Origin of the sequence: Catenuloplanes sp. NPDC051500 (assembly GCF_044454585.1) — a bacterium.
Classification (GTDB): Bacteria; Actinomycetota; Actinomycetes; order Mycobacteriales; family Micromonosporaceae; genus Catenuloplanes.
This window is the reverse complement of sequence record NZ_JBITDX010000003.1, coordinates 494,815-509,921: the sequence shown is the minus strand read 5'-3', so window position 1 is coordinate 509,921 and position 15,107 is coordinate 494,815. Positions and strand designations below refer to the sequence as shown.

At 70.7% G+C, this 15,107-nt stretch carries 14 protein-coding genes and 1 pseudogene; 13 read left to right on the top strand and 2 right to left on the bottom strand.

Annotated features, from left to right (window positions below; genetic code table 11):
• The first annotated feature begins 33 nt into the window (after positions 1-33).
• From ACIA8K_RS08850 to ACIA8K_RS08830, 5 genes are all read left to right on the top strand, one after another.
• A complete protein-coding gene (locus ACIA8K_RS08850) occupies positions 34-1,278 on the top strand; it encodes a glutamate-5-semialdehyde dehydrogenase (RefSeq protein ID WP_396056536.1) in 1,245 nt (414 codons plus the stop codon).
• Between the two features lie 4 nt (positions 1,279-1,282).
• Positions 1,283-2,737: a pyridoxal phosphate-dependent decarboxylase family protein gene (locus ACIA8K_RS08845; RefSeq protein WP_396056534.1), complete on the top strand. Its 1,455-nt coding sequence runs from the start codon at positions 1,283-1,285 to the stop codon at positions 2,735-2,737.
• Positions 2,738-2,929: 192 nt separating this feature from the next.
• Positions 2,930-3,778 (top strand): siderophore-interacting protein, encoded by an 849-nt coding sequence (locus ACIA8K_RS08840; RefSeq protein ID WP_396056532.1) that lies wholly within the window; start codon positions 2,930-2,932, stop codon positions 3,776-3,778.
• 10 nt (positions 3,779-3,788) lie between these two features.
• Complete coding sequence (locus ACIA8K_RS08835) at positions 3,789-4,316, top strand: NADH-quinone oxidoreductase subunit B (RefSeq protein WP_396056529.1); 528 nt, start codon at positions 3,789-3,791, stop codon at positions 4,314-4,316.
• 47 nt (positions 4,317-4,363) lie between these two features.
• Positions 4,364-5,662, top strand: coding sequence for a DUF2252 domain-containing protein (locus tag ACIA8K_RS08830; protein ID WP_396056527.1), 1,299 nt, complete (start codon positions 4,364-4,366; stop codon positions 5,660-5,662).
• Here ACIA8K_RS08830 and ACIA8K_RS08825 read toward each other — a convergent pair.
• Positions 5,659-6,696 (bottom strand): glucose 1-dehydrogenase, encoded by a 1,038-nt coding sequence (locus ACIA8K_RS08825; RefSeq protein WP_396056525.1) that lies wholly within the window; start codon positions 6,694-6,696, stop codon positions 5,659-5,661. The genes ACIA8K_RS08830 and ACIA8K_RS08825 overlap by 4 nt on opposite strands.
• An 83-nt stretch (positions 6,697-6,779) precedes the next feature.
• On the opposite strand from ACIA8K_RS08825, the gene ACIA8K_RS08820 reads away from it, so the two are divergent.
• Genes ACIA8K_RS08820 through ACIA8K_RS08810 form a run of 3 tightly spaced genes read left to right on the top strand, consistent with a single transcriptional unit; the run spans position 6,780 to position 9,379 of the window.
• The gene (locus tag ACIA8K_RS08820; protein WP_396056523.1) at positions 6,780-7,685 is read left to right on the top strand and encodes a GNAT family N-acetyltransferase; all 906 of its coding nucleotides are present in this window, start codon (positions 6,780-6,782) and stop codon (positions 7,683-7,685) included.
• 33 nt (positions 7,686-7,718) lie between these two features.
• The gene (locus ACIA8K_RS08815; RefSeq protein ID WP_396056521.1) at positions 7,719-8,414 is read left to right on the top strand and encodes an NADH-quinone oxidoreductase subunit C; all 696 of its coding nucleotides are present in this window, start codon (positions 7,719-7,721) and stop codon (positions 8,412-8,414) included.
• On the top strand, positions 8,414-9,379 hold the full coding sequence (locus ACIA8K_RS08810) for an NADH-quinone oxidoreductase subunit H (protein ID WP_396056519.1): 966 nt from the start codon (positions 8,414-8,416) through the stop codon (positions 9,377-9,379). The genes ACIA8K_RS08815 and ACIA8K_RS08810 overlap by 1 nt, the downstream gene beginning before the upstream one ends.
• On the opposite strand, the gene ACIA8K_RS08805 is transcribed toward ACIA8K_RS08810, so the two are convergent.
• Positions 9,376-9,951: a Uma2 family endonuclease gene (locus tag ACIA8K_RS08805; RefSeq protein WP_396056517.1), complete on the bottom strand. Its 576-nt coding sequence runs from the start codon at positions 9,949-9,951 to the stop codon at positions 9,376-9,378. The genes ACIA8K_RS08810 and ACIA8K_RS08805 overlap by 4 nt on opposite strands.
• A gap of 86 nt (positions 9,952-10,037) precedes the next feature.
• Here ACIA8K_RS08805 and ACIA8K_RS08800 point away from each other — a divergent pair, with 86 nt between their 5' ends.
• The 5 genes and pseudogenes from ACIA8K_RS08800 (at position 10,038) to ACIA8K_RS08780 (ending at position 14,995) form a co-directional block, all read left to right on the top strand.
• Complete coding sequence (locus tag ACIA8K_RS08800; protein WP_396056515.1) at positions 10,038-10,553, top strand: NuoI/complex I 23 kDa subunit family protein; 516 nt, start codon at positions 10,038-10,040, stop codon at positions 10,551-10,553.
• Positions 10,550-11,029 (top strand): annotated as a pseudogene (locus ACIA8K_RS08795) (NADH-quinone oxidoreductase subunit J); the annotation flags it as partial. The gene ACIA8K_RS08800 and the pseudogene ACIA8K_RS08795, both read left to right, overlap by 4 nt.
• Before the next feature lie 11 nt (positions 11,030-11,040).
• Positions 11,041-11,331, top strand: coding sequence for an NADH-quinone oxidoreductase subunit NuoK (nuoK, locus tag ACIA8K_RS08790; RefSeq protein ID WP_396056513.1), 291 nt, complete (start codon positions 11,041-11,043; stop codon positions 11,329-11,331).
• Entirely contained in the window at positions 11,331-13,319 is a 1,989-nt protein-coding gene (locus tag ACIA8K_RS08785; RefSeq protein WP_396056511.1) for an NADH-quinone oxidoreductase subunit L, read from the top strand. The genes nuoK and ACIA8K_RS08785 overlap by 1 nt, the downstream gene beginning before the upstream one ends.
• Positions 13,316-14,995 (top strand): NuoM family protein, encoded by a 1,680-nt coding sequence (locus ACIA8K_RS08780; protein ID WP_396056509.1) that lies wholly within the window; start codon positions 13,316-13,318, stop codon positions 14,993-14,995. Before ACIA8K_RS08785 ends, ACIA8K_RS08780 begins: the two co-directional genes overlap by 4 nt.
• Positions 14,996-15,107: the final 112 nt, after the last annotated feature.

Below are 15,107 nucleotides of genomic sequence, written 5' to 3'. Positions count from 1 at the left end.
GCCTGTGTGGCTGCGTTTTGAGAAGGGGTCATCATGTCGAGCGTTATTGAGCAGGCGGGGCGGGCGCGGGGTGCGGCGTCGGCGCTGGCTACTGCGTCCCGGAAGAGCAAGGATGCGGCGCTTGTGGCGATGGCGGGGGCGCTTGTGGCGCGGGCCGGCGAGATCGTGGAGGCGAATGCGGCGGATGTGGCGGCGGGGCGGGCGGCCGGCCTGTCCGACGCGATCATCGATCGGCTGGCGCTGGACCCGGAGCGCGTCGCGGCGATGGCGGACGGGCTGCGGCAGATGGCCGGCCTGCCGGACCCGGTCGGCGAGGTGGTTCGCGGCTCCACGCTGCCGAACGGGCTCGAGTTGCGCCAGATCCGGGTGCCGTTCGGCGTGGTCGGCATCATCTACGAGGGCCGGCCGAACGTGACGGCGGACGCGGCCGGCATCTGCCTGAAGTCCGGCAACGCGGCGCTGCTGCGCGGTTCCGGCTCGGCCGCCCACTCGAACGCGGCGATCGTGGCCGTGCTGCGCGACGCGGTGGAGAGCCAGGGCCTGCCGGCGGACGCGGTGCAGCTGCTCGACTCCGCAACCCGCGATTCGGTGAAGGAGCTGATGCGGGCGCGCGGCCTGGTCGACGTGCTGATCCCACGCGGCGGCGCCTCGCTGATCAAGACGGTGGTGGAGGAGTCCACGGTCCCGGTGATCGAGACCGGCGTCGGCAACTGCCACGTCTACGTGGACAAGGACGCGGACCTGGCCAAGGCGCTTGCCGTCACGCTCAACTCGAAGACCCAGCGGCTCTCCACCTGCAACACGGCCGAGTCGCTGCTTGTGCACGCGGACGTGGCTGACGCGTTCCTGCCGTCCGTGCTTGCCGCGTTCGCCGAGGCGGGCGTGACGGTGCACGGCGACGCCGCCGTCCAGAAGTACGAGGGCGTCGTGGCGGCCACCGAGGAGGACTTCGCCACCGAGTATCTGTCCGCGGACATCTCGGTGGCAGTGGTCGACTCGCTTGACGCCGCGATCGCGCACATCGCCCGTTACTCCACGGGTCACACCGAGGCGATCGTGACCGACTCGGTGGTCGCGTCCCGTGAGTTCGTGGCGCGCGTCGACTCGGCCGCGATCATGGTGAACGCGTCCACCCGGTTCACGGACGGCGGCGAGTTCGGCTTCGGCGCGGAGATCGGCATCTCGACGCAGAAGTTGCACGCGCGCGGGCCGATGGGGCTGCCGGAGCTGACCTCGACGAAGTATGTCGTCACTGGGGACGCACACCTGCGAAGCTGATCTCATGTCACTCCACGCGCTGCCGGAGGAGGGCGTCCCGGCCGCGGAGATCCTGGCCGAGCTGGGTGCGCTCCGGGACGCCGACCTGCCCACCCACGGGGGCCGGCTCTTCGCCTACGTCTACGACCCAGCGGTCGAGGGCCTGGACGCGCTGACCGCGAGCGCGCACGCGCTGGCCGCGCACGTCAACGGCCTCGACCCGACCGCGTTCCCATCGCTGCTGGCGACGGAGAACGCGCTTGTCGGCGCGGCCGCGCAGCTGCTCGGCGGCGGGCCGGACACGGTCGGCACTGTCACCGGCGGCGGCACCGAGTCGCTGATCCTGGCCGTGAAGGCGGCCCGGGACGCACACCCGGAGATCACCGCGCCCCGGCTGGTGATCCCGGAGACCGCGCATGCGGCGTTCCTGAAGGCTGCTCATTACCTCAGGGTGGCGGTCGACCGGGTGCCGGTCGACCCGCGCACGCTCAAAGCGTCACCCAAAGCGATCAAGAGGACGATCACCCCGGAGACCGTGCTGGTCGCCTGCTCCGCGCCCTCCTACGCGCACGGCGTGATCGACCCGGTCGCGGAGATCGCGGAGATCGCGGCCGCGCAGGGAATCCGGTGCCACGTGGACGCCTGCTTCGGCGGCTGGACGCTGCCCTACCTGCGCCGGCTCGGCCTGCCGATCCCCGCGTTCGACCTCTCGGCCGACGGCGTCACGTCCATCTCGGTCGACCTGCACAAGTACGCCTACGCGCCGAAGGGCGTCTCCGTGCTGCTGCACGCGAACGCGGCGCTGCGCCGGCCGCAGTACTTCGCGTCCGCGGACTGGCCCGGCTACACGATGCTCAACCCCGGCCTCGCCTCCACCCGGTCCGGCGGCCCGATCGCGGCCGCCTACGCCACGCTGCGGCACCTTGGCGAGTCCGGCTACCGGCGGCTGGCGGCGCGCACGCTCGGTGCGGTCCGGGCGCTTGCCGAGGCGGTCCGGTCCACCGAGGGCCTGCGCCTGCTTGTCGAGCCGGAGACCACAGTCGTGTGCCTGATCGCGGACGACCCCGGCCTGGACGTGTTCGTGCTTGCGGACGAGCTGGCCGCACGCGGCTGGCACACCCAACCCCAGCTGGGGTACGGGGAGATCCCGCCGACCATCCACCTGACAGTGACCGCCGCGGTGGCCGCCACCGCCGCCGACTTCGCACCCGCGCTGGCCGAGGCGACAGCGGCCGCCCGCGCGCACGGCCCGGTCGTGCTCCCGGACGAGCTGATCGCGCTCGCCACCACGCTGACGCCGGAGGCGCTCACCCCGGAGCTGGTCGCGGGCCTGGCCGAGTCGCTTGGCGTGTCCGGTGGAGGAGTGCCCAGCGCGACAGTGAATGCGCTGCTTGACGTGGCGTCACCGCGACTCCGGGAACAGTTCCTGGTCGAATTCCTCAGCCTGCTTCAGCGCCCATCCGTACCCCCGCTGAATTGATCTTGTCTTTGTGATGTGTATTGCGCTTCCGCGTGGGAACCATGGCCCTGGGCAGCGGTTTTGCGCCCGCGTGTGAAGCTTCCACGGATGGGAGGAAAGCTCACAGAAAATCGCGCCGGTTAGAGGTAGCGCGGCCAGGGCACCCTGTGATTAGGCTAGCCTTAGTTGAGACATCGATTTGGGAGGACCGTCATGCCTGGACCCCGGCGCACGCCCCAGGCGCGGACCGCGACAGTGCTCCGCACCGAGCGGATCACCCCGCACATGATCCGTGTCTGGCTGACCGGCGACGCGCTCGCCGGCTTCGGGGCGGGCGAGTTCTCCGACCACTATGTGAAGCTCTGCTTCCCGCAGGCCGGCGTCGACTACCCGGACCCGCTCGACATGGGTGCGATCCGGCAGACCATGCCCCGCGAGCTGTGGCCCCGCGTGCGCACCTACACGGTTCGCTCCTGGGACCCGGCCACGCTGGAGCTGGCGATCGACTTCGTGCACCACGGCGACGAGGGCATCGCGGGCCCGTGGGCCGACGCGGCCAAGCCCGGCGACCAGCTGACCATGCAGGGCCCCGGCGGTGCCTACCTGCCCGACCCAGCCGCCGGCTGGCACCTGATGATCGGCGACGAGAGCGCCCTGCCGGCCATCGGCGCGTCGCTTGAGCGGCTCCCGCTCGGCGCCCAGGCCCGGGTGTTCATCGAGGTCAGCGGCGCGGAAGAGGAGCAGAAGCTGACCACGGACGGGCTCGCCGAGATCGTCTGGATCCACCGCGGCGGCGCCGTGGTCGGCGAGAAGCTGGTCGAGGCCGTGCGCGCGGCCGTCCCGGCGTTCCCGGCCGGCGAGTTGCAGGCGTTCGTGCACGGCGAGGCGACATTCGTGAAGGACCTCCGGCGACTGCTCAAACTGGAGCTCGGCGTGCCGATGGAGCGTCTTTCCATCTCCGGCTACTGGCGTCGCGGCGCGGACGAGGACGGCTGGCAGTCCTCCAAGGCGGAGTGGAACCGGCGCGTCGAGGAGGAGGAAGCGGCGGTCGCCGCGGGCTAGAGTACGGACTGTGTCCGGACTGCCACAGATTCTCGGCGAGCCCATCAAGTTCGTGCTGAACTGGGGGCGGCGCTACTCACTCTGGGTGTTCAACTTCGGCCTGGCCTGCTGCGCCATCGAGTTCATCGCGGCAAGCATGGGCCGGCACGACTTCATGCGCCTCGGCGTCATCCCGTTCGCGCACAGCCCGCGGCAGGCCGACCTGATGGTCGTTTCCGGCACTGTCACGGACAAGATGGCGCCGGCGATCAAGCGGCTCTACGACCAGATGCCGGAGCCGAAGTACGTGATCTCGTTCGGCTCCTGCTCCAACTGCGGCGGGCCGTACTGGGACTCGTACTCCGTCACCAAGGGCGTCGACCAGCTCATCCCGGTCGACGTCTACGTCCCCGGGTGTCCGCCCCGGCCCGAGGCGCTGCTGCACGCGATCCTCCGCCTGCAGGAGAAGATCGCGGCCGAGGAGTCCGGCATCGGCGGGGTGTCCCGCCCCGATCCACGCGCGCTCACCGCCCCGATCGTGCGGCCTCCGGCCCAATAATCGCCCTTACAGCTTGTAGTTGGCGCGGCCGCACTAGCCTCGCGAGCATGGGAAGTGAGCAGCGTGCGAGCCTGATCGTCGACGTTCTGATGCGCGAGTTCGGCGAGTTGATCGCCATCGACCCGGCCGCGTTCCGGCGCAAGTACCGGAAGATGGCCGCTTCGCCGTTCGCGTTCTACCGGGGCAGTGCCTCGCTCTTCTACGCGGACCTGACCGGCGACTTCGCGGACGATCGATTCCTCAACGAGCGGACCAGCCGGGTGTGGATCCACGGTGACCTGCACGCGGAGAACTTCGGCACGTACATGAACTCGTCCGGTGAGCTGGTCTTCAACGTCAACGACTTCGACGAGGCGTACGTGGGCCCGTTCTCCTGGGACCTCAAGCGCTTCTCCGCAAGCGTCGCCCTCCTCGGGTACGCCAAGGCGCTCTCCGACGACGTGATCGGCGACCTGGTCACGGTGTTCGCCAAGGCGTACCTGACCGAGCTGCGGGCGATCGCGCACGGCGGCGACGACGCGATCGGCTCGATCACGCTGTCGAACGCGACAGGCGTGCTGCTCAAGGTGCTCCAGCAGGCCCGGCTCAACACGCGCGTCGACCTGCTTGCGGAGCAGACCACGATCGACAACTACGAGCGGCGGTTCACGATCGCGGACGGCGTCTACGAGGTCGACGACGCGGTGCGCGCGACTGTGGAGGACGCGTTCCAGGGGTACCTGCGCACTCTGCCGAAGAAGCCCACGGTCGAGCAGCACATCAAGGACATCGTGTTGCGTAAGGGCGTGGGCATCGGGTCGGCGGGGCTGCCGTCGTACAACATCCTGCTTGAGGGCCACACCCAGGCGCTGGAGAACGACGTCATCATCTACATGAAGCAGGCGCAGGTCCCGGCCGTCGCACGGCATGTCGGCGACGAGTCCGTGCGCGGCTACTTCACGCACCAGGGGCACCGGACCTCCGAGTCGCAGCGCGCGCTCCAGGCGCACGCGGACCCGTGGCTTGGCTACACCGAGATCGGCGGCGTGGGCCAGCTGGTCGCGGAGGTCTCGCCGTACGCCGCGGACCTGGACTGGTCGGACGTCAACGAGCACGACGAGCTGACCGGCGTGGTCGCGGACCTGGGCCGGGCGGTGGCGCGCATGCACTCGGTCGCGGACGACGAGTCCGCCCACGACCTGGTCGACTACTCCACCGAGGAGTCGATCGTGGAGGTAGCGGACCGGGATGAGGCAGGCTTCATCCGCCACCTTGTCGAGTTCGCCCACACGTACGGCGACCGGGCCCGCGAGGACCACAAGGAGTTCGTCGACCTGTTCCGGAACGGCAAACTGCCGGGGCTCTAGAACTCCACGATCACCTTGACCTCGTTCTCGTGGTGGCCGTAGGCGTCCTCGAACGACGCCAGCGGCACCCGCTCGGTGATCAATCCCTCCAGCCAGGAACGGTCGGCGCGGGCGAGCGCGTCGGCCGCCGCCTCCCAGTGCCGCCGGTTCGCGTTGACGCTGCCGAACACGACGTTGTTCTCCAGGACCAGCTCCCGGTTGAGCGCGCCCGCGTCGACCTGGTGCTTGCGCCCGGCACCGGAGACGCCGGTCAGGCAGGCCATCCCGTTCGGGCCAACCGCGGCCATCACGTCAAGCACGATCGACGGCACCGCGGTGCACTCGATGATCACGTCGGGCTCGAAGCCGATCTCGCTCACCGGCTCCGGGTGGTACGTCGCGCCCAGCGCCCGGACCAGCCCCGGCTTCGGCCCGTCCGTGTTGTGGTCGAGCACGTGCACGTCCAGGTCGCGCTGGGTGCCGAGCAGCGCGGCAAGCAGCCCGATCGGCCCGGCGCCGGTGACGAGCACGGTCTCCGGCCGCCAGACGGACCGCGCGCCGATCCGCTCGATGTGCTCCCACGCCTTGGCGAGCACACTTGCCGGCTCCAGCAGCACGCCGGCCAGCCCGAGCGCGGGATCGAGCCGCACCGCGAAGCCGGGTTCGAGGCGGTACCGCTCGCGGGCGAAGCCGTGCCGCCCCTTGATCCCGTGCTCGGTGTAGCCGCCGTTGCGGCACATGTCCCACTCGCCGGCCGCGCAGTTCGGGCAGGGCTCGGGGTCGGGGTGGCGGACGATGCCGGCCACCAGGTCCCCGGCCGCGAACGTGCCGGTCGGATCCTCAAGCACCCGGCCCAGCGACTCGTGGCCGATGACAAGGATGTCGTTGTCGGGGGCTTCGCCGTATTCACCGGCGATGATCTCCCGGTCGGTGCCGCAGACGCCGACCGCGATCGCCTCGACAAGCACCTCACCGTCGCCTTCGGCTGGCTCGGGCAGGTCGTCGGCGAGCCGCAGTGAGTCGGCGGCGCCGGGCGTGATCGTGAGTCCGCGCATGGTGTGCCTAGTTCCCCGCCCGGGGGCGGTATATTCTTTGACTAAGGCAAAGACTTTGTGGGTACGCATGGGAGGCGCTCGCCATGAACGACATCGACAGCGTCCGCGCGTTCAACAGGTTCTATACGAACCTGGTCGGCGCGCTGCAGGACGAGCACCTGCGCACGCCGTACACGCTTACCGAGGCGCGGGTGCTCTACGAGCTGGCCGCCGCGCCCGGGCGGGACCTGCGCGACCTGCGCCGCGTGCTCGACCTCGACCCCGGCTACCTGACCCGGATCATGGCCAGGTTCGCCGGCGACGGGCTGGTGGTGCAGACCCGGTCGGAGAGTGACGGGCGCCGGCGGACGGCCGCGCTCACCGAGGCCGGGCGGGTCGCCGCCGCCACGCTCGACACGCGCGCGACGGAGTCGATCGGCGCGCTGCTGGCCCGGCTCTCTCCCACCGACCGCACCCGGCTCACCGGCGCGATGCGCACGATCATGGGTCTGCTGTCCGGTGAAGGGCCGGGGACCGTGCTGCTCCGTGCTCCGCTGCCCGGCGAACTCGGCTGGATCGTGCAACGGCACGGCGCGGTCTACGCGGCCGAGCACGACTTCGACGGCACGTTCGAAGCGTGGGTCGCCCGGATCGTCGCGGACTACGCCACCGCCCACGACCCGGCGCGCGAGGCCGTCTGGATCGCTGAGGTGGACGGCACGCCGGCCGGGTCGATCATGTGCGTGCGGGACGACGACACCACGGCCAAGCTGCGCGTGCTGCTCGTCGAGGACTTCGCGCGCGGGCTCGGCATCGGCGGGCGGCTGGTCGCGGAGTGCGTGCGGTTCGCGCGGGACACCGGCTACACGCGGATGGTGCTCGGCACCTACAGCGCGATGGAGTCGGCCCGCCACCTCTACACGCGAGCGGGATTCATAATGGACGATGCCGTGCCGGTCCGGGCACACGGCCACGACCTCGTCGAAGAAACCTGGTCGATTGAGCTCTGACGCGTACCCCAGACATCTCTAGGATCTGTTCTTATGACGCCCGAAGAGGTCGGTACCCGCCTGATCAGCCAGCTCAGCGGCGACGATGCGGAGGCGTCGGTGTCCGCCGGGGGCGGTGCGTTCGCCCGGGCCACCGTGGACGTGCCGCCGGCGCGATGGTGGGCCGCTGCGCAGGCCGCGCGAGGGCAGGCCGGGCTGTCGTGCGACTTCTTCGACTGGCTCTCCGCGGTCGATGAGCTGGACGGCGGGTTCGCGGTCGTCATGCACCTGTGGTCGACGCGCCGCCGCGAGGGCGTGCTGATCCGCACCCGGGTGCCGCGGGAGACGCCGGAGCTGGAGTCGATCGTCGGTCTCTATCCGGGCGCGGCCTGGCACGAACGCGAGACGTTCGAGATGTTCGGGATCGGATTCGCCGGGCATGCGGATCTGAAGCCGCTGCTGCTGCCGCCGGAGTTCGAGGGGCATCCGCTGCGGAAGGACTTCGTGCTGGCGTCGCGGGTGGCGAAGCCGTGGCCCGGGGCGAAGGAGCCGGGCGAGGCGGCGGCCGGCGCGGGGAAGCGGGCGCCGATGCGGCCACCCGGGGTGCCGGATCCCAGCGAATGGGGGCCGCAGGCCGGACAGGTGCCGCCGTCGGCGCGTCCTCAGCGTGCGGGCAGGCCACCCCGTGCGGCATCAGATGTGCCCGGGACGATGCCGGTCCCCGAGCCGGCCGACGGGGACGGTGCCTGATGCCGCTCTGGCTGGAGTTGGTCGTCCGGATCGTCGCCGTCGTGGTCGCGTTCCTCACGCTGCCGCTCATCGTCGGCCAGGTCGAACACAAGGTCATGGCCCACATGCAGGGCAGACTCGGCCCCATGTACGCCGGCGCGTTCCACGGCTGGGCCCAGCTCGTCGCGGACGGCGTCAAATTCGTGCAGAAGGAGGACGTCACCCCGCGCGCCGCCGACCGCCAGGTCTTCAAGCTGGCCCCGATCGTCGCCCTGGTCCCGTACCTCCTGGTGCTCCTGGTCATCCCGCTCGGCCCCGGAGACAACCTGGTCGCACAGCCGCTCGACATCGGCCTGTTCTTCGTCCTCGCGGTCGTCGGCATCGGCGTGGTCGCCGTCCTGATGTCCGCCTGGTCCTCGGCGAACAAGTACTCCCTGCTCGGAGGCCTGCGCGGCGCCGCCCAACTGCTCGGTTACGAGCTGCCGCTGGTGCTGTCGGCCGCGTCGGTGGCGATGGCCGCGGGCACGCTGTCGCTGCCCGGCATCGTCGAGGCGTGGCGGCCGTGGTGGCTGATCTGGCAGGCGCCCGCGCTCACGGTCTTCTTCATCGCCGCGCTCGCCGAGATCCGCCGCCCCCCGTTCGACATGCCGATCGCCGACTCCGAGCTGGTCTTCGGCTACCTGACCGAATACACCGGCCTCCGCTTCGCCTTCTTCCTGCTTGCGGAGTACGTCGGCATCGTCGTCATCTCCGCCCTCACCGTGGTCCTCTTCCTCGGCGGCTGGCGCGGCCCTTTCGCCGACGACACTCTCGGCTGGCTCTGGACCCTCGGCAAGCTCTTCGCGGTCGCCTTCGTCATCATCTGGCTCCGCGTCTCCTACCCCCGCCTCCGCGAGGACCAGCTCCAACGCCTCTGCTGGCTGGTCCTGGTCCCGGCCGCACTGGCCCAACTCGTCCTGACGGCGGCAGTGCGGCTGGCGCTCTAGAAGAAGCGCGGCATGAGGCGGGAGATCGGAATGTCGATCTGCCAGGGCTCGGAGATCGTCATCTTCTCTGCGAACACGCCGGTCTCGTGGTAGCCCTCAATGAGGCTCAGCGAGTGGGTATGCACGACGATCTGCCCGTCTGCGATCTCCACGCGCCAGTAATAGGGAATACCGGCTTCGGCATAGAGATTCGGCTTCAGAACTCGGTCTATCGCCTGCGAACTCGGCGAGACGATCTCCACTGCGAGGATGACCTCGTGCGGTTCGTACATCCTGGATCGATGTTGCGCCGCGTCCGCGGTGACCACCAGCACGTCAGGGATGAAAGAGCGCCGAGAGCCCATGCGGATGTCGACTCCATGGGTGACGAACAGTTCGTCGGGGCAGTCCTCCTCCAACGCGACCATGAGGCGAGCCCCGATGACCTGGTGCGCGCTGCCCGGCGCGGGAGACACGTGAAGCACCCCATCAATCAACTCCCGGCGGACTCCGTCTTCAGGAAACCGTTCGAGATCGTCGACAGTCAGCCCACCGTCCTGAGCTGAAAAATCGTCACTGGGCGCGGCGGTCATGGCTCCTCCGTTCCGCGAGTTCGGGCCCAACCGTACCGGAAGATCTATTCAGAGTGTGCTCGCGTCGCGACGGTCGAGAGGGCAGGATGAGGCGCATGGCTGTGCCTGGCGAGGGGTTGGCGAAAGGGCTTGCCGTCACCCTCAAGACGATGACCCGCCGCTCGACGACGCAGCAGTTCCCGGACGTTCCTCCCGAGCTGCCACCCCGGTCGCGGGGGGTGATCGCGCTCCTGGAGGAGAACTGCACGGTCTGCATGCTGTGTGCGCGGGAGTGTCCTGACTGGTGCATCTACATCGACTCGCACAAGGAGGAGGTGGTGGTGCCGGGGGCGGCCCGGGCCCGGCAGCGGAACGTGCTGGACAAGTTCGACATCGACTTCTCGCTGTGCATGTACTGCGGGATCTGCATCGAGGTGTGCCCGTTCGACGCGCTGCACTGGACGCCGGAGTTCGAGTACGCCGAGTACGACCTGAAGGACCTGCTGCACGAGAAGGGCCGGCTCGGCGCGTGGATGGAGACGGTCCCGCCGCCGCCCGCGCACGACCCGAACGGCGAGCCGTCCAAGGAGGAGGCGACGGTCGCGAAGCAGGCCGGGGCGTGACCGGGGCCGACGTGCTGCTGCTCGCGCTTGGCGCGGTCGCGGTGGGCTCGGGCGCCCTCGTGGTGCTGACCGATCACCTGGTCCGGGCCGGCCTCTACCTGGTGGTCTGCCTGGGCGCGGTAGCCGGGCTCTACCTGGTGCTCGCGGCCGAGCTGGTCGCCTGGGTGCAGGTGCTGATCTACGTGGGCGCGGTCGTGGTGCTGCTCCTCTTCGCGGTGATGCTGACCCGCGCGCCGATCGGCCGTTCCGAGGATCTGAACCGGCCTGCCTGGCCGGCCGCGGTGATCGGCGGCGGCGCGGGCCTGGGGCTGGCCGCGCTGCTTGCGGACGCGTACCGCTGGACCCGGGTGGAACAACACGCCCCCGGCACTGCGGAACGGATCGGCGACGCGATCTTCCAGACCTGGGTGCTGCCGTTCGAGGTGCTGTCCATCCTGCTGCTCTCCGCGCTCGTCGGCGCGATCGTAGTGAGCCGGGGTCGCGCCTGATGCACCCCACCGTCCCGTACGTGATCGCCGCGCTCCTCTTTGGCCTCGGCGTCTTCGGGGTGCTCCGCCGCCGCAACGCGATCCTGCTGCTGATGGCCGTCGAGCTGATGCTCAACGCGGTGAACCTGATCCTGATCACCGCGGGGGCCGAACACGGCCAGGTCTTCGCGCTCTTCGTGATCGTGCTGGCCGCGGCCGAGGTCGGGGTGGGGCTGGCGCTGATCCTGCAGCTCTACCGCGTGAAGGCGTCGGTCGCGGTGGACGAGATCGACCTGGCGGAGAAGAACTGATGGCGCTTGTCACCTTCATGATCGCTGCCCCGCTGCTGGTCGGGCTGGGCGGCCTGCTGCTGCCGCCGACCCGGAAGGGCCGTCTTCCGGCCGCCGCGTTCGGCATCGCCGCTGCCGCGCTCGCGCTGCTCTGCGCGGTCACCCTGCTGGCCACCGTGCGCGAGCCGATCACCGCCTCCGCGGAGTGGATCAGCTTCGGCGACCTCACCGTGCGCCTCGGGTTGCGCGCGGATCTGACCGCGATCCAGGTGTCCGTGGCGGTGACAGCGGTGGCGCTGGCCGTGCAGATCTACTCGGTCGGGTACCTGCACCGCGACGAGCGGTACGCGCCCTACGCCGCCCAGGTCAGCCTGTTCACTGCCGCGATGCTGCTTGTGGTGACCGCGGACGACCTGATCCTGCTGCTGATCGGCTGGGAGGTGATGGGCGCCTGCTCGTACCTGCTGATCGGCCACGACCGCTCGCTCCCGGAGGCGCCCCGCGCGGCGGTGAAGGCGTTCCTTGTCACCCGGGTCGGCGACGTGGGCTTCCTGCTCGGCATCGCGTTCCTTGCGGCGCACGCCGGATCGTTCGCGATCGAGGAGGTCCTGGCCGGCACGTACCCCCCGTGGATCGCCCTTCTTCTGCTGGCCGGGGTCGCGGGCAAGAGCGCGCAGTTCCCGCTGCACACCTGGCTGCCGGACGCGATGGCCGGCCCGACGCCGGTCTCCGCGCTGATCCACGCCGCGACCATGGTGGCGTCCGGCATCTACCTGGTGGCCCTGCTCTACCCGGTGTTCGTGCAGTCGCCGCTCGCGCTGAGCGTGCTGGGCCTGGTCGCGGCCGTGACGCTGCTGCTCGGCGCGCTTGCCGCGACCGCGCAGGACGACATCAAACGCGTACTGGCCTGGTCGACCGTGTCGCAGATCGGCTACATGGCGGCCGCGCTGGCGATCGGCGCGCCCGGCGCCGCGATCTTCCACCTGCTCACCCACGCCGCGTTCAAGGCGCTGCTGTTCCTGGCCGCCGGCTGCGTGATCCACGCGGTCGGCAGCAACCAGATGTCCCGGATGGGCGGCCTGCGCCGCAACATGCCCGACGTCTTCTGGTGCACAGTGATCGGCCTGGGCGCGCTGGCCGGCCTGCCGCCGCTCTCCGGTTTCTGGAGCAAGGAGGGCGTGATCGCGGCCGCGGCCGAGGCGCGCGACGGACACGGGCAGGTGCCGGCCTGGATCGCGCTTGTCGTCTGGGTCGCCGCACTGCTCGGCGTGGCACTTACCGCCTGGTACTCGACGCGCCTGCTGCTGCGCGTCTTCTTCGGCCCGGTCCCGCCGGTCCGCGCCCACGAGCCCGAGGCGGCGGCGGACAAGCCGGCCCCGGTCGGTCCCGCGTTCGTCGGCAAGCCCACCTACCTGGAGCTGGAGGCCGCGCGAAAGGCGAAGGCGCTGGCCGAGGCGGCGGTCGCCGAGGAACCAGCGACCCCGTCGGAGCCCTCGCCGCCGCGCCCGCTCGACCCGCCCGCGCTGATGCACTGGCCGGTGATGGCGCTCGCGGTACCGAGCGCGCTGCTGGGCCTGGTGGCGCTGCTCCCGGACGCGCGCACCGACCTCGCGCTCGCCGCGCCGCACGTCTCGCTCTCGCTGATCCTGGCGCTCGCGCTGCTGGTCACGGGCGCGGCGTCCGCCTGGTGGCTCTGGCACCGACGCCCCGACTCCGATCCGGCGGGCGCGCTCGGCCGCCTCCGCCCCCTACTTGCCAATGCTTTCTACCTAGATCAAATTCAAGAGCTTTTGGTGGTACGCCCCGGGCGCGCGATCGCCGAAGCTGTGCGCGATCTCGACAGGTCGGTCGTGGACGGCGCGGTCGAGGGCGTCGGGCGCGGCGCGACCGGGCTCGGTGGCCTGCTGGCCCGCGCGCACCGTGCCCCGCTCCCGCGCGCGGCCACCGCGCTCCTGGCCGGCGCCGTGCTGATCGGCGTGGCGGCCGCGATCCTAGGTGGTGTGGCATGAGCGTCGACCTCTCTTCCGCGCTCCTCGTCGTCCTGCTCGCGCTACCGGCCTTCGGCGCGCTCGCCGTGGCCGCGATGCCGTCGTCGCTGGACCGGCAGGCACGCGTACTGGCCACGGTCGTGGCCGCGTGCACGCTTGTCGCGGCCGTACCGCTGCGGTGGGGCAGCGCGACGCCCGACGACGGTCCGTGGGCGCTTCTCGACCTCCCCTGGGTGCCCGCGCTCGATCTGCGCTTCCAGCTCGGGGTGGACGCGATCTCGTACCCCCTTGTGGTGTTGACCGCGCTCTTGACGCTTCTGTGCTGCGGCTACACGGTCTGGCGGGTGCCGCCGGGCGGGCCCGGGCGACTGCTGAGCGCGCTGCTGCTGGTGATCGAGGTCGGGATCCTCGGCACGTTCCTCGCGTTCGATCTGGTGCTCTTCTTCGTGTTCTTCGAGGTCGTGCTGCTCCCGATGTACGCGGTGATCGCGGTCTGGGGCGGCGCGCACCACGGCCCGGACTCGTCCAGCCGGGAACCGCAGCGCGCGGCCGCGCGGAAGTTCGCGCTCTACACGCTGTTCGGCTCGGTGCTGCTGCTGGTCGGCGTGCTGGTGCTGGTGACCGCGGCCGGAACGTCGTCGCTGCCCGGCTTCCCGGAGCTCGACCGCGGCACCCAGATCTTCGCGTTCACGCTGCTCCTGGTCGCGTTCGCGGTGAAGAGCCCGCTCTGGCCGCTGCACACCTGGCTGCCGGACGCGCACACCCAGGCGCCGACAGTGGGCAGCGTGATCCTGGCCGGCGTGCTGCTGAAAATGGGCACCTACGGGCTGGTCCGGGTCGGTCTCGGCGCCGCGCCGCAGGGGATGGAGGCGCTCGCCGGCATGCTCGGCGTGCTGGCGGTCGCCGCGATCATCATCGGATCGCTCGTCTGCCTGGCCCAGACCGAGCTGAAACGGCTGATCGCCTACTCCTCCGTCGGGCACATGGGCTTCGTCCTGCTCGGTATCGCCACGCTCACCGGCGCCGGGATCCAGGCCGCGCTGATCGGCAACATCGCGCACGGCGTCCTCACCGGCCTGCTGTTCTTCCTGGCCGGCGCCGTCAAGGACCGCACGCACACCGGCAGCCTTGACGAGCTCGGCGGCCTGCGGGAGAACGCGCCCCGGCTGGCCGGCCTGCTCGGCTTCGTGGCGATCGCATCGCTCGGACTGCCGGGCCTGGCCGGATTCTGGGGCGAGGCGTTCGCGGTGATCGCCTCCGTACGCCGGGGCGGCGGACTGTGGATCACGCTGGGTGTGCTGGCCGCGTTCGGGGGCGCGCTGACCGCCGCCTATCTGCTCCGGCTGCTGCGGCGGGTCACGCACGGTCCGGCCAGCCCGGCGGTGTCGCTGCTGATCCCGTCCTGGTCGGTCGCGGGCGCACTCTCCGCCGCGGTCTCCGCTTCGGCGGCCGCTCCCGCTTCGACGCCCGCTCCTGCTTCGGCGGCTGCCCCCGGTTCGGCGGCCGCTCCCGGCGATGAGCCACCGGTCGTGACCGGCCTGCCGGAGCGACTCGCCCCCGGCTGGCCGACCCCGGCCGAGCTGCTTGCCTGGTCACCGCTGGTGATCCTGGCGCTGGCGCTGGGCGTGTGGCCCGCGCTTGTGCTCTCCGGCACCGACACACCGATCAACAACCTCCTGGAGCTGGTGCGGCCGTGATCATCGGACGATCTCGTGATGGCGGTGCGGCTGTGCTGGTCGGCCGGTTTTTCAAGGTGGCACGGCCGGGCGTTTTCCCGATGGGGGTGCGGCCGTGATGATCGGGCGGATT

Excerpts from the sequence above, each read along its gene's own strand:
- ACIA8K_RS08850 (WP_396056536.1), top strand. The coding sequence starts at position 34 with ATGTCGAGCGTTATTGAGCAGGCGGGGCGGGCGCGGGGTGCGGCGTCG.
- ACIA8K_RS08840 (WP_396056532.1), top strand. The coding sequence starts at position 2,930 with ATGCCTGGACCCCGGCGCACGCCCCAGGCGCGGACCGCGACAGTGCTC.
- ACIA8K_RS08845 (WP_396056534.1), top strand. The coding sequence starts at position 1,283 with ATGTCACTCCACGCGCTGCCGGAGGAGGGCGTCCCGGCCGCGGAGATC.
- ACIA8K_RS08800 (WP_396056515.1), top strand. The coding sequence starts at position 10,038 with ATGAGGCGCATGGCTGTGCCTGGCGAGGGGTTGGCGAAAGGGCTTGCC.
- ACIA8K_RS08810 (WP_396056519.1), top strand. The coding sequence starts at position 8,414 with ATGCCGCTCTGGCTGGAGTTGGTCGTCCGGATCGTCGCCGTCGTGGTC.
- ACIA8K_RS08830 (WP_396056527.1), top strand. The coding sequence starts at position 4,364 with ATGGGAAGTGAGCAGCGTGCGAGCCTGATCGTCGACGTTCTGATGCGC.
- ACIA8K_RS08805 (WP_396056517.1), bottom strand. The coding sequence starts at position 9,951 with ATGACCGCCGCGCCCAGTGACGATTTTTCAGCTCAGGACGGTGGGCTG.
- ACIA8K_RS08785 (WP_396056511.1), top strand. The coding sequence starts at position 11,331 with ATGGCGCTTGTCACCTTCATGATCGCTGCCCCGCTGCTGGTCGGGCTG.
- nuoK (WP_396056513.1), top strand. The coding sequence starts at position 11,041 with ATGCACCCCACCGTCCCGTACGTGATCGCCGCGCTCCTCTTTGGCCTC.
- ACIA8K_RS08820 (WP_396056523.1), top strand. The coding sequence starts at position 6,780 with ATGAACGACATCGACAGCGTCCGCGCGTTCAACAGGTTCTATACGAAC.
- ACIA8K_RS08780 (WP_396056509.1), top strand. The coding sequence starts at position 13,316 with ATGAGCGTCGACCTCTCTTCCGCGCTCCTCGTCGTCCTGCTCGCGCTA.
- ACIA8K_RS08815 (WP_396056521.1), top strand. The coding sequence starts at position 7,719 with ATGACGCCCGAAGAGGTCGGTACCCGCCTGATCAGCCAGCTCAGCGGC.
- ACIA8K_RS08825 (WP_396056525.1), bottom strand. The coding sequence starts at position 6,696 with ATGCGCGGACTCACGATCACGCCCGGCGCCGCCGACTCACTGCGGCTC.